Here is a 22,093-nt window from a genome sequence, read left to right on the forward strand (position 1 = left end):
GGCACTGATGGGGCATGACGGTCTCCGTAGGTGTCGGATGGGGCCATCGTAAGCGGCGCCGCGCCCGCCGGCGCACACGCAAGGATGGCCGCGAGCAGAAACGGATGATCTTTTTCTGCTCGGCCCGGGCGCGTCCCGGCAGGCCCGGCAGGCGGCCCGAAAACGCGTCACAATGCGCGTTCGACATCCCCATCCACGGGAGGAAGGCCATGAGCGATGCGATTCTCGCGGCGCCGACGGACAACGGCGTCCCGGTCAGCCTGCGCTCCAGCCGCGGGCTCGGCTGGCAGGGCTTCGGCGCGTCGCTGCTGGAGATCCGCGCGGGCACCTACCGGATTCCGGCGGCCGAGCATCACCGGATCGGCGTGCATATCGGGTCGCCCGTTCGCGCGGATTGCGTGTGCGACGGCGAGCGCGTGTCGCGCATCCAGGCGCATGGCGACGTCGACGTGATTCCGGCCGGCCTGCCCGGCCAGTGGACCGACAGCGCCGACTGCCAGATCCTCCATATCGCGCTCAGCGACACGTTCGTGCGGCGGACCGTCGAGCAACTCGAGCTGAAGCCGTCGCAGGGGCAGATCCGCCGCCGGCTGCAGGTGCGCGACCCGCGCCTGCAGCACATCGCGTGGGCGATGGCCGCCGAACTCGAAGCGGACGACGCGTCGGATCCGCTCTATGCGGAAAGCCTGTGCACGGCGCTCGTCGCGCGGCTGGTCGACGGCCAGCCGGCGTTTCGCGAGCGCCGCCGCACCCTCGCGCCGAAGGCGGCCGCGCGCGTGATCGACTATGTCGAAGCGAACCTCGACCGGCGCATGACGCTTGCCGAACTCGCGGCGCTCGTGTCGATCAGCGTGCCGCATTTCAAGGTGCTGTTCCGCGAAACGCTCGGGATGCCCGTGCACCAGTACGTCGTACGGCGCCGGGTCGAGCGCGCGAAGGCGCTGCTGCTCGAAGGCCGGCTCAGCATCAGCCAGATCGCGCTGGAAGCCGGGTTTGCACACCAGAGCCACATGGCGAACTGGATGAATCGCGCGCTGGGCGCGACGCCGACCGAGATTGCGCGGTCGGGCGCGCGTGGCGGGCTGCGGCTGGCTTATGACGGCGAGGGAAGCGGGAGTGGGGCGTAGCGGAGCGATGGCACCGCTTCGGACATGACTCGTCGCTTCGGATCTCGGGGGCATTGTCCAACAGGCCGCTGGACAATGACCGCGTTCGCCCTCATCCGGAACGCGCTGCACCGTCCCCTGTCTCGACGAGCCAACTGAAGCGCAGCGCCTCGGGCGTGAGCGGCTCATCCATCGCCAGTGTGTCGCTGCTCGTCATCGGCAGACCGCAGGATTCGAAGCGACCAGCGAGGCAACGGACGGCTCGCATGGCCGCCACCTCCCAATCCATCATCCTTTCCTGCTGTATTCATCCCTCCATGCGCGCCGGGCCGGCCGCCCAACCCGACAATCAACGCACCTTCATCCCCTCAGGAGCGAATCGTGTTCGTGATCTTCGGTGCATCCGGCAACGTCGGCCAGTCGACCGTGACGGCCTTGCGCAATGCCGGCCATCCCGTGCGCGCGGTGTTGCGCGACGCACGCCATCGTGAACGTTTCGCGCAGCTCGGCTGCGACGTCGTGATCGCCGAGCTGACGGACACGAACGCGATCGCGTCGGCCATCGACGGCGCGCGGGCCGTGCAGATACTGTGCCCGGTACCCGTCGCCGACCCCGACCCGGCCGCGACGATGACGCGGACGATTGACGTGGCGACCGCCGCGCTCGCCGCCAACCCGCCGCCGGTGCTGCTCGCGCTGTCGGACTACGGCGCGGAGCGCGACGGCAATACGGGCATCACCCGCCTGTTTCATCACTTCGAGGAACGGCTGAAGACGATCCCGACGCACGTGACGCTGCTGCGTTCGGCCGAGCATCTGCAGAACTGGACGCGCATCCTGCCGGTCGCGCTCGGCACCGGCGTGCTGCCGAGCTTTCACCATCCGGTCGGCAAGGCGTTCCCGACGGTCTGGGCGCCCGATGTGGGTGTGCTCGCGGCGCGGCTGCTGCTCGATGCGCCCGAAGGCGGCAACGGGCCGCGCATCGTCAGTGTCGAAGGGCCGCGGCGGGTGAGCGTGACGGCGATCGCCGATTCGCTTGGCGCGGCGGCCGGCCGCGCGATCGTCGCGCATGAGCTGCCGCGCGATACATGGGCCGCGACGCTGCTGCGCGCGGGCCTCAGCGAACGCCATGCGCAGTTGATCGTCGATCTCTACGACGTGCACAACGCCGGGCAGATCGACGTCGAGGACGGTGTGTCGGAGCGGCTTTACGGGACGACGACGCTGACTGATGCCCTCGCGCAACTGGTGCGCCAGCACGCGCGGTAACGGCGGTGGCGACTGGCGTTGCGCATCACGCCGGTCGCCGCACCTTGTTCAGTACCGCATACGAAAGCGACCCGATCACGATTCCCCAGAACGCGGAGCCGAGCCCGAGCCACGTCATGCCTGATGCGGTCGCGAGGAACGTGATCAGCGACGCCTCGCGGTGGTTCTCGTCCTCGAAGATCCCGTGCACGTTCGCGCCGATCGCGCCGATCAGCGCAAGGCCCGCGAGGATCGCGACGAATGCCTTCGGCAGCGCGAAGAACACCGTGACGATCGTGCCCGCGAACAGCCCGCCGACCAGGTAGATCGCCCCGTTCGCGAGCCCGGCGATGTAGCGCCGGTCGGGGTTCTCGTGCGCGTCCTTGCCGGTGCACAGCGCAGCCGTGATCGCCGCGACGACGATCGTGATCCCGCCGAAGCACGCGACCGCGAGCGACATCACGCTGGTCGCCGTGATGATCGGGCGTGCAGGCGTGTGATAGCCGGACACGCGCAGGATCGTCATGCCCGGCAGGAACTGGCCGGTGAGGCTGACGACGACGAGCGGCAGCGCGAGGCTGAGCGTCGTGCCGAGCGTCCATTCGGGTGCGATGAAGATCGGGTGCGCGATGCTCGCCGATACGTTGCCGAGATGCGTCATCCCGAGCAGCGTCGCGAGCGCGGCGCCCGTGAGCAGCACGAGCACGATGCTGTAGCGCGGCAGCAGGCGCTTGAAGATCACGTAGGCCGCGATCATCCCGAACGCGAGCGCGGGTTGTTCCGACGCGGCGGCGAACGCATGCGTGCCGAACGGCAGCAGGATGCCGGCCATCATCCCGCACGCGATGCCGCGCGGAATGTGGCGGACGAGCCGGTCGAAATAGCCGGTCACGCCGATCAGCAGGATGATCAGCGCGGCCGTGAGGTACGCGCCGACGGCCTGGTTGAGCGTCAGTTGCGGAAACAGGCCGACGAGCAGCGCGGTGCCGGGCGCCGACCACGCGGTGATGACCGGCACCTTCAGCTTCCAGCTCGCGAACAGGCCCGATATGCCCGCGCCGATCGAGATCGCCCAGACCCACGACGACACCATCGCGTCGGACACATGGGCTGCCTGCGCGGCCTGGAAGAAGATCGCGAGCGGGCCCGCATAGGAAATCAATACCGCGAGAAAGCCCGCGGTAATCGCGGATACGGACCAGTCGTTGCCGATCGCGCGGATCGCGCCGGGCGGGGTGTTCGGTTGCATCGTCGTGGGGAAGTGCGGCGCGCGGCCGGGGGCAGAGCCGGGGCGAATGATTGTTGGAAGCCCCGGACGAGCCGTCATTCTGGGCATTGCCGATGCAATTGGCAATGTGCGGGTATGAGCGATGTTGTTGGTATTTCGTAAGATTTCGGCGGTTAGCGAGCCGGATCGACGGAGATCGAATCGACGTGCTCCACGACCTTGACCGCCTGTGTCAGATCGCCTTCGAGCGTGCGGCCGTGGCTGTCGTAAAAGGTCTGGGTCGTGTAGATCGTCAGCGTGGCGGGAACCGGCTTGCCGTGATCGTTCCAGTCGACGGGCACCGTGTAGGGGCCGATTCTCGCGCCGGACAAGCCGGGGATGGCGGCACCCGAGAGGCGGATGCCGACCGCGGCGCCGCGAATCTCGAAGCTTGCCAGGACGAAGCGCTCGAGCGCCGGCTTGTTGCGGAACAGGGGCAGGATGTCGTCGCGGAATCCGACGGTGCCTTCCGCGAATCCGGTCAGTGGAAGCAGGGTCAGCAGGAGGGCCGCCAGGACGCGCCGGATTCCGTTGCGCGTGTGTGATGTCGATTCTGGTGCGTGCATGCTTGGCGTCTTCTCCTGCCGGATGTCCGTGGCCCGATTCCCCGGTGGAGACTCTACCGGAAGCGGCGGGATCGTTGCGTTGTCGCCGCCGGCGACGCGCATCGCTCCAGGGTCACGTACTGATCTGCAACACCTCGTCGACCACCGCCACCTTCACGCCCCGCCCCGTCGACAACGACGCCGTGCCCTGCTCGAACGGATGCACGGGCGTATCGGTCGGCGTCCACGCATGGCGCGCCAGCAGTTCGCGATACCCGCCGCGAATCACGAAGCCGCCGCATTTCTCCGCATACGCGTCGCGGCGCATCCGGTATGCGCGCGGCAGGTCGTACCACGGCAGCTTCGGCAAGTCGTGATGGACGAGGTGATAGTTGTTGTTCAGGTACAGCAGCCGCATCGCGAAGCCGGCTTCATTGATCGCGATGCGCGCCTTCGGATGCGGCGCGGCGCGGTGCTCGTACAGCGAGCGGATCATCGCGATCGACAACGCGGGCCAGGTCACCGCGAGCAGGTAGTACCACCACGGCACGCCGATCGCCCATTGCAGCCACGCGAGCAGCGCCACCACGCAGGCGACGTGCGTCGCCCACATCGGCAGATAGCGGAAGTCGCCGCGCCGGAACGCGGTGAATGCGTCGACGCCCATCGCGGCGATGCTCAGCGGCGGCCCGGCGATGAAGCGACCGACGAAGGTCTTGCGTGCGAGCGTCAGCACGCGGCGCCAGCGCGGCAGCCGCGCCCAGCGCTCGCGCGTGACGTAATTCGTTTCGGGATCGACGCCCGGCACGGTCAGGTCTTCGTCGCGATGATGGTCGAGATGCGTGTCGCGATACAGCGTGTACGGATACCAGACCGTCAGCGGCGGATAGCCGAGCAGCTGGTTCACGCGCGCGGAGCGCGTCGGATGGCCGTGCAGCAGCTCGTGCTGCAGCGACAGGTGCCATGCTCCGAGCAGGATCAGCGGCGGCGTCGCGGCCGCGAGCGACAGGGTGCCGTCGCGCACGAGCAGCAGCACGGCGAGCCAGCCGCCGTAGATCGCGACGACCAGCAGCCAGGTCGGCCACTCGGTGCGGGCGGTGAAACGGGTGTCGAGCGCGGCAATCGCACGCGCGTGGTCGACGTCGAAGTATTCGGCCATGGCGTTGAGGCGGGAGTGAACGGGCGGTGCGGGGAACGCGCGGTTGAACCGGCCAGCTCGGCCCGGGTGCGCAGGTGTCTCGCGGATCACGGTCGGCCTGTCCGGCATCACGCGCGGTGGCGATGCTCAAGCAGGCATCTGGACGGTACCGGGATCGCGCCGCGCGGCCAACCAATCGATTCGGATTTGCTTATCGTCGCGGGGCCGATAAGCTTCAGGCGCACCGCGCAACGTTCGGCCCCCGTTTTGCCGGGATCGAACCGGGTTCCGTTGCCCGCGCGGCGATGCGTAGAATGCCCGCATGAGCCTCTGGATCGCCACCCTGCCGATGTACAACGTGACGCCGCGCCACGACGCGCTGTGGCGCGCGCTGCTGCGCGACGCACTCGATGCGTTCGCGAACGCGGGCGGGCCCGCCGATGTCGCGCTTCCCGACGCACCGTTCGACGACCTGCATGCGCTGTGGCGGCGCGACGATCTGCTGCTGTCGCAGACCTGCGGCTACCCGTACCGGATGCTGGGCTTGCGCGATGAAGTGCGATTGATCGCGACCCCCGTGTTCGACGCGGACGGTTGCCACGGCGCGCACTACAGCAGCGTGCTGGCCGTGTCGGCACACGCGCATGCGGGCGGCGCGACGACGCTCGCTGCATGCCGGGGGCTGCGGGCCGCATTCAACGGTGCAGATTCGCACAGCGGGATGAACGCGCTCCGGCATGCGGTTGCGCCGCATGCGCGCGACGGACGATTCTTCGGATCGGTTGCGGCGCTCGGCTCGCACCTGAACGTGCTGCGTGCGCTCGCTTCGAGGGAAGCCGATTGCGCGGCGATCGACTGCGTGACGTTCGCATACGTGCGCGACGCGCTGCCCGAATTGCTGAAGGACATCCGGATCGTCGGGATGACGGCGCTCGCGCCGGGGTTGCCGTTCATCGCATCGAGAGCACTCGAAGCCACACAGGTCGCCGCATTGCAGGATGCGCTCGACCGCGCGGTCGCGGCCGATGCGGAACGGGCGCGCGTGTTGCGGCTGAAGGGATTCGAACGGCTGTCGCCAGCCGACTACGATACGATTGCGCGGTTCGAGCAGCAGGCGGCCGCGCACGGTTATCCCGCGCTGGCCTGAGCGCCGCGAGCGCGCATTGAAGCGCTAGAACGGCAGCGTGCCGGGCGGCGCGTTGCGCACGACGGCGAGCGTCGTGCCGATATGGTCTTCGAGCGCGAGCGCCGCGCGCGCATCGGCGCGCCGCATCGCGGCTTCGAACAGGCATGTGTGCTCCGCATGCACGTCGCGTTTCGAATCGCCGAGCCCGATGCACACGCGCCGGTAACGTTCGCTTTGCTGCGACAGCATGCGCAGGATCAGATAGGTCCACGGCGTCGCGGCCGCCGAGATCAGCGCTTCGTGAAAGCGCCGGTTGCACGCTTCCCACGCGGTGCGGTGCTCGATCGATACCGGCTGCTCCCACGCCGACAGCATCTCGAAGCTCTGCCGCACTCTTTGTTCCCACGCATCGTCGCCGCGCCGCACGGATTCGCGCAGCGCGTCGACCTCGATATGGATGCGCAGCCGCGTGATCGCTTCGAGATCCTCGACCGACATCGGCGTGACGCGAAACCCGCGCTGCCCTTCGGCGACGACCAGCGCATCGCTGACCAGCCGCGTGAGCGCCTCGCGCAGCGTACCCGCGCCGACGCCGTACACGTTCTTCAGGTGCTCGACGCGCAGCTTCGCGCCGGGCGGGTAGTGCCCTTCGATGATGTGCTGGCGAAGCTGGTGGTACGCATGCTCGCTGAGCGTGCGCGCATGCGGTTCGACCGCGTCGTCGGCGGCCGGCTCGATCGCGGGCGGCGTGTCGTCGGGCAGCGCGTCGGCGAACGGGTGGGCGGGCAGGATGGTGTTCATGTTATGCCTCCTCCTGATCCTGTTTGCGGTTGAGGCGATAGCTGAGCTGCGCGCGCGTCAGCCCGAGCAGGCGGGCGGCGGCCGACAGGTTGCCGTTCGCGCGATCGACGGCCTCGTGCAGCAGCGCGCGCTCGAGGCCGTCGAGCCCGCCGCCGCCCTGCAACTGGTCGAGGATCGTCGCGCAGTCGATCGACAGCGCGGCGGCCGGCTTGATCTGCCCCGCACGGTCGACGGTCGAGCCGCCGGGCAGACCGACGCCGGGGAACAGGTCCTTCGCGTCGACCGGCCGGTTGGGGCGCGACAGGATCACCGCGCGCTCGATCAGGTTCTCGAGCTCGCGCACGTTGCCGGGCCACCGGTAGCCGCGCAGCGCGTCGTACGCATAGTCGGTCAGCGTGGGCGCCGGTTTGCCGTGCAGCGACGCGAAGCGTTCCAGCATCGCGTCGGCGAGCAGCGCGATGTCGTCCTGCCGGTCGCGCAGCGGCGGAATCAGCACCGGGTAGACGTTGATCCGGTAGTAGAGGTCGGCGCGGAAGGTGCCGTCGCGCACGGCCTGTTCGAGATCGCGGTTGGTCGCCGCGACGACGCGCACATCCACCTTCCTGCCGTCGGTCGCACCGAGCCGTTCGACCTCGCCTTCCTGAAGCACGCGCAGCAGCTTCGCCTGCACGTCGAGCGGCAACTCGCCGATCTCGTCGAGGAACAGCGTGCCGCCGTTCGCGCGCTCGAAGCGCCCGGCGCGCGCGACCTGCGAGCCCGTGAATGCGCCTTTCTCCGCGCCGAACAGTTCCGATTCGATCAGCGCGTGCGGAATGGCCGCGCAGTTGATCGCGACGAACGGCTTCGCGGCGCGCGGGCTGAGGCTGTGCAGCGCGCGGGCGAAGCGCTCCTTGCCGACGCCCGTCTCTCCGGTGAGCAGCACGGCCACCTTGGTCGGTGCGGCCGTCTCGAGCAGCGCATAGGCGGCGCGAAACGCGTCGGAGCGTCCGACGAGCCGCGTGCGGCCATCGTCGGGCGCGATCTCGAGGCGCAGCGATTCGACCTCGGTCTGCAGGTCGCGGATCGTGTTGATCAGCGAATCGGCCTTGAACCACGACGAGATTTCCTCGGCGTCGGGCCATTCCTCGGCCGGCTTGCCGACGATCGTGCAGTGCGGGTCCTGCATGCCGACGCAGCTCGTTTCCTTGAACAGGATCGTCCGGCCGATGAACGCGCTCGTATAGCCGGTCGCATAGCCGATCAGCATCCAGCACACCGGCTCGGGCTGCGGCCCGAACGTGCGGCGGTGCACGTCGGCCTCCCATGAATGTTCCCAGCGGTATTCGCAATAGAACGCGCCCGTCGCGGGATCGGCCTCGAAGCGCAACGGCGTGACCTGCACGGCGCCTTCGAGCATGTGCAGCTGCGGGCCGACGTGGAACATGTCGAACAGCGACGCGCCGCTGCGGATCTCGCGGGCGAGCGCGGCGTCCCGTTCGCCGGCGGCGAAGCCGACGCGCGTGAAGAACCGCCGCGTCTGCGCCGGCCCGACGCTTTCCATCAGCTCCTGGCGCAGCGTCGCCAGCGCGCCGGCATGGAGCAGCACCATCCGCTGTCCGGCGAGCCAGATGCGGCCGTCGCTCGCCGAAAAATGGATCAGCTTGCGCAGGTCGGTGTCCGGCGGCAAGGGGGGCAGGCTGGGCCGCGTCATGTCTCCTCCGTCGAGATTTCTCGTGATTTTCGAAATTTCCGCAAGCGGCGCCCCAACCCGGGCAACCGTTTGATCATTTCATCAAATGCGTGCCGCCGGGTTGCTCAAATGATGAAGAGGGCCGCCGAATCAGGCGTTTGGCGCGATTGATCGGGCGCGTTTTCCCTTCTGGTTAACCGCCATTGTGGATCGCGAAATTGAACTTTGCGTCAGGGCTTTCCCTGAATTATCGAGATTTTTTGTCGAACCGGACTCGCGTGGCACGGATGCTGCATTGAAGGACGGCATGGAGGCGACACCGATCATGAATCCACCCGATACCGATCTTTCCCCGCTCGACCCGGGCCGCAAGTGCGTCCGCGTCACCGGCACGAACACCCGCGGCTTCGTCGAATTCGAGTTGTCGATCGGCGGCGCGCCGGAGCTGTGCGTCGAGCTGACGTTGCCTCCTGCCGCCTTCGACGCGTTCTGCCGCGAACAGCAGGTCACGCGGCTGGACGTCGAAGCGAACCCATGACCTTGAGGAGCAAGAAGTGACCATCGAGCTGAAGACAGTCGACATCAAGCCGCTCCGGCACACCTTTGCGCACGTGGCGCAGAACATCGGCGGCGACAAGACGGCGACGCGCTACCAGGAAGGCATGATGGGCGCGCAGCCCCAGGCGAACTTCCATTACCGCCCGACGTGGGATCCCGATTACGAGATCTTCGACGCGTCGCGCTCGGCGATCCGGATGGCGAACTGGTACGCGCTGAAGGATCCGCGCCAGTTCTACTACGCGTCGTGGGCGACCACGCGGGCGCGCCAGCAGGACACGATGGAAGCGAACTTCGAGTTCGTCGAGTCGCGCCGGATGATCGGCCTGATGCGCGACGACGTCGCCGCGCACGCGCTCGACGTGCTGGTGCCGCTGCGCCACGCGGCCTGGGGCGCGAACATGAACAACGCGCAGGTCTGCGCGCTCGGCTACGGCACCGCGTTCACGGCGCCCGCGATGTTCCACGCGATGGACAACCTCGGGGTCGCGCAGTACCTCACGCGGCTCGCGCTCGCGATGGCCGAGCCCGACGTGCTCGATACCGCCAAGGCGGCGTGGACGACCGGCGCCGCGTGGCAGCCGCTGCGGCGCTACGTCGAGGACACGCTGGTGGTCGCCGATCCGGTCGAGCTGTTCGTCGCGCAGAACCTGGCGCTCGACGGGCTGCTTTACCCGCTCGTGTACGACCGCTTCGTCGACGAACGGATCGCGCTCGCGGGCGGCTCGGCGGTGGCGATGCTGACCGCGTTCATGCCCGAATGGCACACCGAATCGAACCGCTGGATCGATGCCGTCGTGAAGACGATGGCCGCCGAATCCGACGACAACCGCGCGCTGCTGGCACGCTGGACGCGCGACTGGTCCGCACGGGCTGAAGCTGCGCTCGCGCCGGTGGCGGCGCTGGCGTTGCAGGACGACGGCCGCGCGGCGCTCGACGAAGTGCGGGAACAGTTCCATACGCGTGTCGCGAAGCTCGGCATCGTGCTCTGAGCCCGGGCCGCCCACCTTTCATCCAGGAAACCAGCATGTCCAACGTATTCATCGCCTTCCAGGCCAATGAGGAGTCCAGACCGATCGTCGAGGCGATCGTCGCCGACAACCCGCTCGCGGTGGTGGTCGAGTCGCCCGGGATGGTCAAGATCGATTCGCCCGACCGGCTGACGATCCGCCGCGAAACGATCGAGGAACTGACCGGCACGCGCTTCGACCTGCAGCAGCTTCAGGTGAACCTGATCACGCTGTCCGGCCATATCGACGAGGACGACGACCAGTTCACGCTGAGCTGGTCGCACTGAACGACGCGCCACGCGCACCGACAACACCGGAGACACGAATGGACACGCCAACGCTCAAGAAAAAACTCGGCCTGAAGGACCGCTACGCGGCGATGACGCGCGGCCTCGGCTGGGAGACGACCTACCAGCCGATGGACAAGGTCTTCCCGTACGACCGCTACGAGGGCATCAAGATCCACGACTGGGACAAGTGGGTCGACCCGTTTCGCCTGACGATGGACGCGTACTGGAAATACCAGGGCGAGAAGGAAAAGAAGCTGTACGCGGTGATCGACGCGTTCACGCAGAACAACGCGTTCCTCGGCGTGACCGATGCTCGCTACATCAACGCGCTGAAGCTGTTCATCCAGGGCGTGACGCCGCTCGAATACCTCGCGCATCGCGGCTTCGCGCACGTCGGCCGGCACTTCACCGGCGAGGGCGCGCGCATCGCGTGCCAGATGCAGTCGATCGACGAATTGCGGCACTACCAGACCGAAACGCACGCGATGTCGACGTACAACAAGTTCTTCAACGGCTTCCATCACTCGAATCACTGGTTCGATCGCGTCTGGTACCTGTCGGTGCCGAAGTCGTTCTTCGAGGATGCGTACTCGTCGGGGCCGTTCGAGTTCCTGACCGCCGTGAGCTTCTCGTTCGAATACGTGCTGACGAACCTGCTGTTCGTGCCGTTCATGTCGGGCGCGGCGTACAACGGCGACATGTCGACCGTCACGTTCGGCTTTTCCGCGCAGTCGGACGAATCGCGCCACATGACGCTCGGCATCGAGTGCATCAAGTTCCTGCTCGAGCAGGACCCGGGCAACGTGCCGATCGTGCAGCGCTGGATCGACAAGTGGTTCTGGCGCGGCTACCGGCTGCTGACGCTCGTCGCGATGATGATGGACTACATGCAGCCGAAGCGCGTAATGAGCTGGCGCGAATCGTGGGAAATGTACGCGGAGCAGAACGGCGGCGCGCTGTTCAAGGATCTCGCGCGCTACGGCATTCGCGAGCCGAAGGGCTGGCAGGACGCGTGCGAAGGCAAGGATCACATCAGCCACCAGGCCTGGTCGACGTTCTACGGCTTCAACGCGGCGTCCGCGTTCCACACGTGGGTGCCGACGGAGGACGAGATGACGTGGCTGTCCGCGAAGTATCCCGACTCGTTCGACCGCTACTACCGCCCGCGCTTCGACTACTGGGGCGAGCAGGCGAAGGCCGGCAACCGCTTCTACATGAAGACGCTGCCGATGCTGTGCCAGACCTGCCAGATCCCGATGCTGTTCACCGAGCCCGGCAACCCGCGGAAGATCGGTGCGCGCGAATCGGACTACCTCGGCAACAAGTTCCATTTCTGCAGCGATCACTGCAAGGAAATCTTCGATCACGAGCCGCAGAAGTACGTGCAGGCGTGGCTGCCCGTGCACCAGATCCACCAGGGCAACTGCTTCCCGCCCGATGCGGACCCGAGCGCGGAAGGCTTCGATCCGCTCGCCGCCGTGCTCGATTACTACGCGGTGGGCATGGGCCGAGACAACCTCGATTTCGAAGGCTCGGAAGACCAGAAGAACTTCGCGGCATGGCGTGGCCAGGCCACGAGCAACTGATCAATACGTCACACCGACGAAACCTTGAACGAGACCGGCGCACGCGCGCACGCGCGAACGCCGGCCGACAGGAGACAAGCATGGCCGTCATCGCGCTCAAACCCTACGACTTCCCGATCAAGGACGCGGTCGGGAAGTTTCCCGCACCGCTGCTCTACGTGTGCTGGGAAGACCACCTGATGTTCCCGGCGCCGTTCTGCCTGCCGCTGCCGCCGGACCTGCCGTTCGGCGCGCTCGCGCGCGACGTGCTGCCGCCCGTCTACGGCTACCACCCGGATTTCGCGAAGATCGACTGGGATCGCGTCGAGTGGTTCCGCTCGGGCGAGCCCTGGGCGCCGGACGCGGAGAAGAGCCTGGCCGGCAACGGCCTCGGGCACAAGGACCTGATCAGCTTCCGCACGCCGGGCCTCGACGGCCTCGGCGGCGCGAGCTTCTGACCGCGACGCGGACGGGCGAACCATCATGAGCCACCAACTAACCATCGAGCCGCTGGGCGTCACGATCGAGGTCGAGGAAGGACAGACGATGCTCGACGCGGCGCTGCGCCAGGGCATCTACATTCCGCACGCGTGCTGTCACGGGCTGTGCGGCACCTGCAAGGTCGCGGTGCTCGACGGCGAGACCGATCTCGGCGACGCGAACCCGTTCGCGCTGATGGACTTCGAGCGCGAGGAGGGCAAGGCGCTCGCGTGCTGCGCGACGCTGCAGGCCGACACCGTGATCGAGGCCGACGTCGACGAGGAACCCGACGCCGAGATCATCCCGGTCAAGGATTTCGCGGCGGACGTCACGCGCATCGAGCCACTCACGCCGACCATCAAGTCGATCCGCCTGAAGCTGTCGCAGCCGATCCATTTTCAGGCTGGCCAGTACGTGCAGCTCGAGATTCCGGGGCTCGGGCAGAGCCGCGCGTTCTCGATTGCGAATTCACCGGCCGACGTCGCCGCCACCGGCGAGATCGAGTTGAACGTGCGGCAGGTGCCGGGCGGGCTCGGCACCGGCTACCTGCACGAGCAACTGGCGACCGGCGACCGCGTGCGGCTGTCGGGCCCGTACGGCCGCTTCTTCGTGCGCCGCTCGGCCGCGTTGCCGATGATCTTCATGGCCGGCGGCTCGGGCCTGTCGAGCCCGCGCTCGATGATCGCGGACCTGCTCGACGGCGGCGTCACCGCGCCGATCACGCTGGTCTACGGCCAGCGCAACGCGAAGGAACTCTATTACCACGACGAATTCCGTGCGCTCGCCGAGCGTTACCCGAACTTCACGTATGTGCCGGCGCTGTCCGAAGGCGCAGCGGATGCGGGCGGCGGGGTCGCGCAAGGGTTCGTGCACGACGTCGCGAACACGCATTTCGACGGCGACTTCTCGGGTCATCAGGCCTACCTGTGCGGGCCGCCCGCGATGATCGACGCGTGCATCACCGCGCTGATGAAGGGCCGCCTGTTCGAGCGCGACATCTATCACGAGAAGTTCATCTCGGCGGCCGACGCGCAACAGACGCGCAGCCCGCTGTTCCGGCGGGTGTGAGATGGACGCGGGCCGCGTGTGCGCCACGGTAACGATCGCGCAGACCGACGAGCGCTATGCGTGCGCGTCCGGCGAATCGCTGCTGGCCGGTATGGCGAAGCTCGGCCGGCGCGGCATCCCGGTCGGCTGCCTGAACGGCGGGTGCGGCGTGTGCAAGGTGCGTGTGCTGCGCGGCGCCGTGCATCGGCTCGGGCCGATCAGCCGCGCGCACGTGAGCGCCGACGAAGAGCGCGACGGCTATGCGCTCGCGTGCCGCGTCGCGCCGGACGGCGACGTCGAGCTGGAAGTGGCGGGTCGGCTGAAAAAGCCGTTTTTCTGCGGCTCGGCCTGCGCCGGGGCGCCGATATTCAACAAGTAACCAGGAGGAGACTCACCATGGGTGTGATGCGTATTGGTCATGTCAATCTGAAGGTGATGGACATGGAGGCGGCGCTGCGTCACTACATCCGCGTGCTCGGCATGCAGGAGACGATGCGCGATGCGGCCGGCAACGTGTACCTGAAATGCTGGGACGAATGGGATCGGTACTCGCTGATCCTGTCGCCGTCCGATCAGGCGGGGCTCAAGCATGCGGCTTACAAGGTCGAGCACGACGCCGATCTCGACGCGTTGCAGCAGCGGATCGAGGCGTACGGCATCCGGACGGAGATGCTGCCCGAGGGCGCGCTGCCGGCGGTGGGCCGCCAGTTGCGCTTCCTGCTGCCGAGCGGGCACGAGCTGCGCCTCTTCGCGAAGAAGGAGCTGGTCGGCACCGCGGTCGGCTCGCTGAATCCCGATCCGTGGCCCGACGACATTCCGGGCTCGGCCGTGCACTGGCTCGACCACTGCCTGCTGATGTGCGAGCTGAACCCGGAAGCCGGCGTGAACCGTGTCGAGGAGAACACGCGCTTCATGGCCGAGTGTCTGGACTTCCATCTGGCCGAGCAGGTCATGGTCGGCCCGGGCAACACGATCCAGGCCGCGACGTGGATGTTCCGCAGCTCGACGCCGCACGACATCGCGTTCGTCGGCGGCCCGCGCAACGGGCTGCATCACATCGCGTTCTTCCTCGACGACTGGGCCGACGTGCTGAAGTCGGCCGACGTGATGGCGAAGAACAAGGTGAAGATCGACGTCGCGCCGACGCGGCACGGCATCACGCGCGGCACGACCATCTATTTCTTCGATCCGAGCGGCAACCGCAACGAAACCTTCGCGGGGCTCGGCTATCTCGCGCAGCCCGACCGCCCGGTCACGACGTGGACCGAGGAAGAGCTCGGGCGCGGGATCTTCTTCCATTCCGGTGAACTGAACGAAGCGTTCACGACCGTCTACACCTGACCCACGCAAGGAGCACAACGTCATGGCTAGCAACGATTCGACCCGCAGCGTCGTCACGCGCACGATCGACTGGCCCGCCGCGTCGCGCGCCGCGCAGGCGGCGGCAGAGGCGGCCGAGCGGCTCGGCGTGCGCGTGAACGTCGCGGTCGTCGATGCGGCCGGCCTGCTCGCGGCATTCGTGCGAATGCCCGGCGCGCCGCTGCATTCGATCGACATCGCGATCGACAAGGCGTACACGGCCGCGAGCTTCGGCTTGCCGACCGGTGCGTGGCACGACGCGCTGGCCACGCATTCGGCGGCCGTGCGGCAGGGGCTCGTGTTGCGCCCGCGCTTCGTCGCGTTCGGCGGCGGGCTGCCGATCGTCGACGACGGCGCGTTGATCGGCGGCATCGGCGTATCGGGCGGCAGCGAGGCGCAGGACGAGCAATGCGCGCGTGCAGGCCTCGACGCGGCCGGCTTCGGCGGCGGGTGACGGGCGGCATACGCAACACGGCACGCGGCGCGCGAACGTCCTTCGCGACCGCGCCGGATCACGGATTCACGACTATCGGCAACCACATCATGTACGACACGGAATCTCTCGCCGCGACACGCGGCCCCGCCGGCGGGCAGCCGGAACCGCGGCGCGTCCGCAACTTCATCGACGGCGACTATCGCGCGGGCGACCGCTGGTTCGACAAGCGCTCGCCGCTCGACAACGCCGTGATCGCGCGCGCCGCCTGCACGGCCGCGTCGACATCCTGTACGCGGTGGCCGACGGCATCACGCGCCGCTTCGACGATTTTCTCGAAGCCGAAGTGGCCGATACCGGCAAGCCGGTCAGCCTTGCGAGCCACATCGACATCCCGCGCGGCGCGGCGAACTTCAAGGTGTTCGCCGACGTCGTGAAGAACGTGCCGGGCGAAACCTTCGAAATGGCAACGCCGGACGGCGCGGGCGCGCTCAACTACGCGATCCGCCGCCCGGTCGGCGTGGTCGGCGTGATCTGCCCGTGGAACCTGCCGCTGCTGCTGATGACGTGGAAGGTCGGCCCCGCGCTCGCATGCGGCAACACGGTGGTCGTGAAGCCGTCGGAGGAAACGCCGCAGACGGCCGCGCTGCTCGGCGAGGTGATGAACGCAGCCGGCGTGCCGCGCGGCGTTTACAACGTCGTGCACGGGTTCGGGCCCGGCTCGGCCGGCGAATTCCTGACGACCCATCCGGGCGTGAACGCGATCACGTTCACCGGCGAGACGCGCACCGGCGCGGCGATCATGAAGGCGGCGGCCGACGGCGCGCGGCCGGTCAGCCTCGAGATGGGCGGCAAGAACGCGGCGATCGTGTTCGCCGATTGCGATTTCGATGCGGCTGTCGAAGGCACGCTGCGCTCGTGCTTCGCGAACGCCGGGCAGGTGTGCCTCGGCACCGAGCGCGTGTATGTCGAGCGTCCGCTGTTCGAGCGCTTCGTCGCCGCGCTGAAGGCTGGTGCCGAGCAACTGCGGCCGGGCCGCCCGGAAGCGGACACGACCGGCATCGGCCCGCTGATCAGCCAGGAGCACCGCGACAAGGTGCTGTCGTACTACCGCCAGGCGGCAGAACTCGGCGCGACGGTCGTGACGGGCGGCGGCGTGCCGTCCATGCCGGACGACCTGCGCGACGGTGCGTGGGTGCAGCCGACCATCTGGACGGGCCTCGGCGACGATTCGCCGATCGCGCGCGACGAGATTTTCGGGCCGTGCACGCTCGTGATGCCGTTCGATTCGGAAGCCGAGGTGATCGGCCGCGCGAATGCGAACGCATACGGGCTGTCGACCGCGATCTGGACCACCAACCTGTCCCGTGCGCATCGTGTCGCCGCGTCGATCGACGTCGGCATCGCGTGGGTCAATTCCTGGTTCCTGCGCGACCTGCGCACCGCGTTCGGCGGCGCGAAGCAATCGGGCATCGGCCGCGAAGGCGGCGTGCATTCGCTCGAGTTCTATACGGAACTGCGCAACGTCTGCATCAAGCTCTGACCCACCCGTTACTGATCGGAACACTCTTATGGACTCCACGTTGATTACCGCGCTGGGCGACCGGCTGTACGACGCGATGACCTCGCGCACGCCCATCGCGCCGCTGACGTCGCAGCACGAGGACCTGTCGGTCGACGACGCATACCGGATCCAGCAGCGCTTCGTGCAGCGCCGCCTGGACGCCGGGGAAACCGTGATCGGCAAGAAGATCGGCGTCACGTCGAAGGCCGTGATGGACATGCTCGGCGTGTACCAGCCCGATTTCGGCTACCTGCTGTCGGGGATGGTCTACGGCGACGGCGCGTGCATCGCGTTCGACACGCTGATCCAGCCGAAGGCCGAAGGCGAGATCGCGTTCGTGCTGAAGCGCGACCTGCTCGGGCCCGGCGTGACGAACGCAATGGTGCTGGCCGCGACCGAGTGCGTGATGCCGTGCTTCGAGATCGTCGATTCGCGGATTCGCGACTGGAAGATCCGGATCGGCGACACCGTGGCCGACAACGCGTCGTGCGGCGTGTTCGTGCTCGGCGACCAGGCGGTGAGCACGCGCCGCGTCGATCTCGCGACCTGCGGGATGGTGCTCGAGAAGAACGGCGACGTGATCGGCACCGGCGCCGGCGCGGCCGCGCTCGGCTCGCCGGTCAATGCCGTCGCGTGGCTCGCCAATACGCTCGGCCGGCTCGGCATCCCGCTGAAGGCCGGCGAAGTGATCCTGTCCGGCGCGCTCGCCGCGATGGCGCCGGCCGGCCCCGGCGACAACTTCCGCGTGTCGATCGGCGGGATCGGCGCATGTTCGGTGCGGTTCGCGTGAGCGGCGCCGTTCCCCTTCACTGGCAAACGAGGAATTCCCCATGACCCGAAAGATCCGCTGCGCGCTGATCGGCCCCGGCAACATCGGCACCGACCTGCTCGCCAAACTCATGCGCAGCCCCGTGCTCGAACCCGTCTGGATGGTCGGCATCGATCCCGATTCCGACGGCCTGAAGCGTGCGCGCGAACTCGGCCTGAAGACGACCGCGGACGGCGTTGACGGCCTGCTGCCGCACGTGCAGGCCGACGGCGTGCAGATCGCGTTCGACGCGACGAGCGCGTATGTGCACGCGGAGAACAGCCGCAAGCTCAATGCGCTCGGCGTGCTGATGATCGACCTGACGCCGGCCGCGATCGGCCCGTACTGCGTGCCGCCCGTGAACCTGATGGAGCACATCGGCTCCGGCGAGATGAACGTGAACATGGTCACGTGCGGCGGCCAGGCGACGATCCCGATGGTGCGCGCGGTGTCCCGCGTGCAGCCGGTTGCCTACGGCGAGATCGTCGCGACGGTGTCGTCGCGCTCGGTCGGCCCCGGCACGCGCAAGAACATCGACGAATTCACGCGCACCACGGCGGCGGCGGTCGCACAGGTCGGCGGCGCGAAGGAAGGCAAGGCGATCATCGTGATCAACCCGGCCGACCCGCCGCTGATCATGCGCGACACCGTGCACTGCCTGACCGAGACCGCACCCGACGAGGCGCGCATCGTCGAATCGGTGCACGCGATGATCGCCGACGTGCAGCGCTACGTGCCCGGCTACCGGCTCGTCAACGGGCCCGTGTTCGACGGCAACCGCGTGTCGATTTACCTCGAAGTCGAAGGCCTCGGCGACTACCTGCCGAAATACGCGGGCAACCTCGACATCATGACGGCCGCCGCCGCGCGCACCGCCGAGATGTTCGCCGAGGAGCTGCTGGCCGGCCGCCTCGCGCTCCAGCCGGCCGCGCAGGCAGCCTGACGCGCGCTCATCCCACGACCGGACGAACAAGGAAACGGCAATGAACCTCAAAGGCAAGCGAATCACCGTCCACGACATGACGCTGCGTGACGGCATGCACCCGAAGCGTCACCAGATGACGCTCGACCAGATGCGCGCGGTGGCGACCGGGCTCGACGCGGCCGGCGTGCCGCTGATCGAAGTCACGCACGGCGACGGGCTCGGCGGCTCGTCGGTCAACTACGGCTTTCCCGCGCACACCGACGCCGAATACCTCGGCGCGGTGATCCCGCTGCTCAAGCGCGCGAAGGTATCGGCGCTGCTGCTGCCGGGCATCGGCACCGTCGACCATCTGAAGGAGGCGCACGCGCTCGGCGTGCATACGATCCGCGTCGCGACGCACTGCACCGAGGCGGATGTCTCCGAGCAGCACATCGCGATGGCGCGCAAGCTCGACATGGATACCGTCGGCTTCCTGATGATGAGCCACATGAACAGCCCGGAAGGGCTCGTGAAGCAGGCGAAGCTGATGGAGTCGTACGGCGCGAACTGCATCTACATCACCGATTCCGCCGGCTACATGCTGCCCGACGACGTGAAGGCGCGCCTCGGCGCGGTGCGCGACGCGCTGCAGCCGCAGACGGAGCTCGGTTTTCACGGCCACCACAACCTCGCGATGGGCGTCGCGAACTCGATCGCCGCGATCGAGGCCGGCGCGAACCGGATCGACGGCGCGGCGGCCGGGCTCGGCGCGGGCGCGGGCAATACGCCGCTCGAAGTGTTTGTTGCCGTGTGCGAGCGGATGGGCATCGAGACGGGCGTCGACGTGTGGAAGATCCAGGACGTCGCGGAGGATCTCGTCGTGCCGATGATGGATTTCCCGATCCGGCTCGACCGCGACGCACTGACGCTCGGCTACGCGGGCGTGTACGGCTCGTTCCTGCTGTTCGCGAAGCGCGCGGGCGACAAGCACGGGATTCCGGCACGCGACATTCTCGTCGAGCTGGGCCGGCGCGGGATGGTCGGCGGGCAGGAGGACATGATCGAAGACACCGCGCTGACGCTCGCGAAGGCGCGCGCGGCGCAAGCCAAGCGGGAGGCTGCATGAACCTGACCACCGATATCGTCGAAGCGCTCGCCGAGCATCTCGACGGCTGCATGCGCGACGCGCGCGACACGCCGAAGATCACCGACCGTCATCCGGAGATGGACTGGGACGATGCCTACGCGGTGCAGGACGCCATCCGCCGCCGGCAACTCGGGCGCGGTGCGCGGATCGTCGGCTACAAGGCCGGCCTGACGTCGCACGCGAAGATGCGCCAGATGGGCGTCGATACGCCCGTGTTCGGCTTCCTCACCGATCTGTACGACCTGCCCGACGGCGGCGAGTGCGACACGTCGGCACTGATCCATCCGAAGGTGGAGCCCGAGATCGCATTCGTGACCAAGGCCGAGCTGAAAGGACCGGGCTGCCATATCGGCGCGGTGCTTGCCGCGACGGATTTTGTCATCGCCGGCATCGAGGTGATCGACAGCCGTTACCGCGACTTCAAGTTCGACCTGAAGAGCGTGGTGGCCGACAACACGTCGGCCGCGCGCTTCGTCGCGGGCGGGCGGCCGCTCGCGGTGGAGGGCGTCGACCTGCGCACGCTCGGCATCGTGCTCGAGAAAAACGGCCTGCCGGTGGCGTTCGGCGCCGGCGCGGCGGTGCTCGGGCATCCGGCCGCCGCGGTCGCGATGCTCGCGAACCACCTCGGTGCGCGCGGCGAATCGATTCCCGCGGGCAGCCTGATCCTGTCGGGCGGCATCACCGAGGCGGTGGCCGTCGAAGCCGGCGACAGCGTGACGCTGCGCGTGCAGGACATCGGCTCGATCGGCCTGCGTTTCATCTGAACGAAACATGACCAAACAGGAGGCCATCGTGCCGGTTGCTCATCTCTACATCCTCGAAGGCCGCGACGACGACAAGAAGGAACGCCTGATCGCCGAAGTCACGCAGGCCATTCATCGCTCGCTCGATGCGCCGGTCGAATCGGTGCGCGTGATCATCACCGAGATGCCGAAGGCGCATTTCGGGATCGGCGGGCAGAGCGCGAAACAGCGCGGGCGGTAACGCGCCACGTCCCCATGAATCGACTGAAGGAGCGTCATGTCATCCAATCCTGAAATCGGCCGCCGGATCGTTGCCGGCGGTATCGACACGAACTATCACGATGCCGGCGACGGGCCGCCCGTGCTGCTGATCCATGGCTCGGGGCCGGGTGTGACCGCCTATGCGAACTGGCGGCTCACGATGCCCGCGCTCGCGCGGCAGTTTCGCGTGATCGCGCCGGACATGGCGGGATTCGGCGAAACCGAGCGTCCGGCCGGATACCGCTATTCGATGGACCACTGGGTCGATCACGCGCTCGGCCTGCTCGACGCGCTCGACATCGAGCGCGCGCACGTGGTCGGCAATTCGTTCGGCGGCGCGCTCGCGCTGGCGCTGGCGATCCGGGCGCCCGAGCGGGTCGGCAAGCTCGTGCTGATGGGCGCGGCCGGCACGCGCTTCACGCTGACCGAAGGGCTCGACGCGGTATGGGGCTATACGCCGTCGATCGCCAACATGCGCGCGCTGCTGGACATCTTCGCGTTCGATCGCGCGCTCGTGAACGACGAACTCGCGAAGCTGCGCTACGACGCGAGCGTGCGGCCCGGCTACCAGGAGGCGTTCGCGAACATGTTTCCGGCGCCGCGCCAGCGCTGGGTCGATGCGCTCGCAAGCGATGAAGCGAAGCTGCGCGCGCTGACGCACGACACGCTGATCGTGCACGGGCGCGAAGACCGCGTGATTCCGCTCGACAGCTCGCTGACACTGCTCGATTTATTGCCGAATGCCCAGCTCCACGTGTTCGGCCGGTGCGGGCACTGGACGCAGATCGAGCACGCAGCACGCTTCAACCAGCTCGTCATCGACCATTTCAGCGCATAGCCTATCGGCGGGACGTGTTGCCGCCGCGTAGCGAGCACCGACGCAAGCGGCGGCAATGCGGGTGCCCATGACGGCACACCTATAAAAAATCAATTCAGTAGAACGAATATTGGAGACATCGATGAAACGGAAGTCTGCATTCGGGTTGTGTTCGCTCGCCGCATGCGCGGGCATCGCATTGAGCAC

Annotated in this window: 23 protein-coding genes and 1 pseudogene; 19 read left to right on the forward strand and 5 right to left on the reverse strand. The window is 67.7% G+C overall.

Translation table 11 applies throughout. The features are described 5' to 3' along the window. Window positions 1-209: 209 nt before the first annotated feature. A complete protein-coding gene (locus JYJ84_RS05665) occupies window positions 210-1,127 on the forward strand; it encodes an AraC family transcriptional regulator (RefSeq protein WP_175222183.1) in 918 nt (305 codons plus the stop codon). A 360-nt stretch (window positions 1,128-1,487) separates the two neighbouring features. Further along, window positions 1,488-2,375 (forward strand): NAD(P)H-binding protein, encoded by an 888-nt coding sequence (locus JYJ84_RS05670; RefSeq protein WP_175222184.1) that lies wholly within the window; start codon window positions 1,488-1,490, stop codon window positions 2,373-2,375. Between the two features lie 25 nt (window positions 2,376-2,400). Here JYJ84_RS05670 and JYJ84_RS05675 read toward each other — a convergent pair whose 3' ends face one another. From JYJ84_RS05675 to JYJ84_RS05685, 3 genes are all read right to left on the reverse strand, one after another. After that, window positions 2,401-3,603 carry a benzoate/H(+) symporter BenE family transporter gene (locus JYJ84_RS05675; RefSeq protein ID WP_175222185.1) on the reverse strand — a complete coding sequence of 401 codons (1,203 nt, stop codon included), beginning with the start codon at window positions 3,601-3,603 and terminating at the stop codon, window positions 2,401-2,403. 152 nt (window positions 3,604-3,755) lie between these two features. Beyond that, complete coding sequence (locus JYJ84_RS05680) at window positions 3,756-4,187, reverse strand: hypothetical protein (RefSeq protein ID WP_175222186.1); 432 nt, start codon at window positions 4,185-4,187, stop codon at window positions 3,756-3,758. 112 nt (window positions 4,188-4,299) lie between these two features. After that, window positions 4,300-5,325, reverse strand: coding sequence for a fatty acid desaturase (locus JYJ84_RS05685; protein WP_122948544.1), 1,026 nt, complete (start codon window positions 5,323-5,325; stop codon window positions 4,300-4,302). 301 nt (window positions 5,326-5,626) lie between these two features. Here JYJ84_RS05685 and JYJ84_RS05690 point away from each other — a divergent pair, with 301 nt between their 5' ends. Beyond that, the gene (locus JYJ84_RS05690; RefSeq protein ID WP_174956687.1) at window positions 5,627-6,451 is read left to right on the forward strand and encodes a phosphate/phosphite/phosphonate ABC transporter substrate-binding protein; all 825 of its coding nucleotides are present in this window, start codon (window positions 5,627-5,629) and stop codon (window positions 6,449-6,451) included. 24 nt (window positions 6,452-6,475) lie between these two features. Here the strand turns inward: JYJ84_RS05690 and JYJ84_RS05695 are convergent, their stop codons facing one another. Together JYJ84_RS05695 and JYJ84_RS05700 are read right to left on the reverse strand one after the other, a co-directional pair. Next, on the reverse strand, window positions 6,476-7,231 hold the full coding sequence (locus tag JYJ84_RS05695) for a GntR family transcriptional regulator (RefSeq protein WP_175222187.1): 756 nt from the start codon (window positions 7,229-7,231) through the stop codon (window positions 6,476-6,478). Window position 7,232: 1 nt separating this feature from the next. Continuing rightward, window positions 7,233-8,921, reverse strand: a complete 1,689-nt coding sequence (locus JYJ84_RS05700; protein ID WP_175222188.1) for a sigma-54-dependent Fis family transcriptional regulator — start codon at window positions 8,919-8,921, stop codon at window positions 7,233-7,235. Window positions 8,922-9,225: 304 nt separating this feature from the next. On the opposite strand from JYJ84_RS05700, the gene JYJ84_RS05705 reads away from it, so the two are divergent. The 16 genes and pseudogenes from JYJ84_RS05705 to JYJ84_RS05780 all read left to right on the forward strand — a co-directional run bounded on the left by JYJ84_RS05705 (window position 9,226) and on the right by JYJ84_RS05780 (window position 21,907). Further along, window positions 9,226-9,438: a phenol hydroxylase subunit gene (locus tag JYJ84_RS05705; protein WP_307872093.1), complete on the forward strand. Its 213-nt coding sequence runs from the start codon at window positions 9,226-9,228 to the stop codon at window positions 9,436-9,438. 16 nt (window positions 9,439-9,454) lie between these two features. After that, entirely contained in the window at window positions 9,455-10,450 is a 996-nt protein-coding gene (locus JYJ84_RS05710; protein ID WP_122948549.1) for a phenol hydroxylase, read from the forward strand. 35 nt (window positions 10,451-10,485) lie between these two features. Continuing rightward, window positions 10,486-10,755, forward strand: coding sequence for an MmoB/DmpM family protein (locus JYJ84_RS05715; RefSeq protein ID WP_043178963.1), 270 nt, complete (start codon window positions 10,486-10,488; stop codon window positions 10,753-10,755). A 38-nt stretch (window positions 10,756-10,793) separates the two neighbouring features. After that, window positions 10,794-12,344 carry an aromatic/alkene/methane monooxygenase hydroxylase/oxygenase subunit alpha gene (locus JYJ84_RS05720; protein WP_175222189.1) on the forward strand — a complete coding sequence of 517 codons (1,551 nt, stop codon included), beginning with the start codon at window positions 10,794-10,796 and terminating at the stop codon, window positions 12,342-12,344. An 80-nt stretch (window positions 12,345-12,424) separates the two neighbouring features. Continuing rightward, on the forward strand, window positions 12,425-12,781 hold the full coding sequence (locus JYJ84_RS05725) for a phenol hydroxylase subunit P4 (RefSeq protein ID WP_122948551.1): 357 nt from the start codon (window positions 12,425-12,427) through the stop codon (window positions 12,779-12,781). 25 nt (window positions 12,782-12,806) lie between these two features. Then, complete coding sequence (locus JYJ84_RS05730; protein WP_175222190.1) at window positions 12,807-13,871, forward strand: NADH:ubiquinone reductase (Na(+)-transporting) subunit F; 1,065 nt, start codon at window positions 12,807-12,809, stop codon at window positions 13,869-13,871. 1 nt (window position 13,872) lies between these two features. Next, window positions 13,873-14,229, forward strand: coding sequence for a 2Fe-2S iron-sulfur cluster-binding protein (locus JYJ84_RS05735; protein WP_122948553.1), 357 nt, complete (start codon window positions 13,873-13,875; stop codon window positions 14,227-14,229). Between the two features lie 17 nt (window positions 14,230-14,246). Then, window positions 14,247-15,191 carry a catechol 2,3-dioxygenase gene (locus tag JYJ84_RS05740; protein WP_174956692.1) on the forward strand — a complete coding sequence of 315 codons (945 nt, stop codon included), beginning with the start codon at window positions 14,247-14,249 and terminating at the stop codon, window positions 15,189-15,191. 22 nt (window positions 15,192-15,213) lie between these two features. Beyond that, window positions 15,214-15,663 (forward strand): heme-binding protein, encoded by a 450-nt coding sequence (locus JYJ84_RS05745; protein ID WP_175222191.1) that lies wholly within the window; start codon window positions 15,214-15,216, stop codon window positions 15,661-15,663. A gap of 89 nt (window positions 15,664-15,752) precedes the next feature. Next, window positions 15,753-17,185: pseudogene (locus JYJ84_RS05750) on the forward strand (2-hydroxymuconic semialdehyde dehydrogenase). Between the two features lie 28 nt (window positions 17,186-17,213). Further along, the gene (gene dmpE, locus JYJ84_RS05755; RefSeq protein ID WP_175222193.1) at window positions 17,214-17,996 is read left to right on the forward strand and encodes a 2-oxopent-4-enoate hydratase; all 783 of its coding nucleotides are present in this window, start codon (window positions 17,214-17,216) and stop codon (window positions 17,994-17,996) included. A 40-nt stretch (window positions 17,997-18,036) separates the two neighbouring features. Next, on the forward strand, window positions 18,037-18,957 hold the full coding sequence (locus JYJ84_RS05760; RefSeq protein ID WP_122948557.1) for an acetaldehyde dehydrogenase (acetylating): 921 nt from the start codon (window positions 18,037-18,039) through the stop codon (window positions 18,955-18,957). A 40-nt stretch (window positions 18,958-18,997) separates the two neighbouring features. Beyond that, window positions 18,998-20,044 (forward strand): 4-hydroxy-2-oxovalerate aldolase, encoded by a 1,047-nt coding sequence (dmpG, locus tag JYJ84_RS05765; RefSeq protein WP_175222194.1) that lies wholly within the window; start codon window positions 18,998-19,000, stop codon window positions 20,042-20,044. Continuing rightward, a complete protein-coding gene (gene dmpH, locus JYJ84_RS05770) occupies window positions 20,041-20,829 on the forward strand; it encodes a 2-oxo-3-hexenedioate decarboxylase (protein WP_175222195.1) in 789 nt (262 codons plus the stop codon). The genes dmpG and dmpH overlap by 4 nt, the downstream gene beginning before the upstream one ends. Before the next feature lie 28 nt (window positions 20,830-20,857). After that, a complete protein-coding gene (locus JYJ84_RS05775; protein ID WP_043178943.1) occupies window positions 20,858-21,049 on the forward strand; it encodes a 2-hydroxymuconate tautomerase in 192 nt (63 codons plus the stop codon). A 36-nt stretch (window positions 21,050-21,085) separates the two neighbouring features. Further along, complete coding sequence (locus JYJ84_RS05780) at window positions 21,086-21,907, forward strand: alpha/beta fold hydrolase (RefSeq protein ID WP_122948559.1); 822 nt, start codon at window positions 21,086-21,088, stop codon at window positions 21,905-21,907. Window positions 21,908-22,093: the final 186 nt, after the last annotated feature.

The sequence above is a fragment of the Burkholderia sp. LMG 13014 genome (assembly GCF_905232215.1).
GTDB lineage: Bacteria > Pseudomonadota > Gammaproteobacteria > Burkholderiales > Burkholderiaceae > Burkholderia.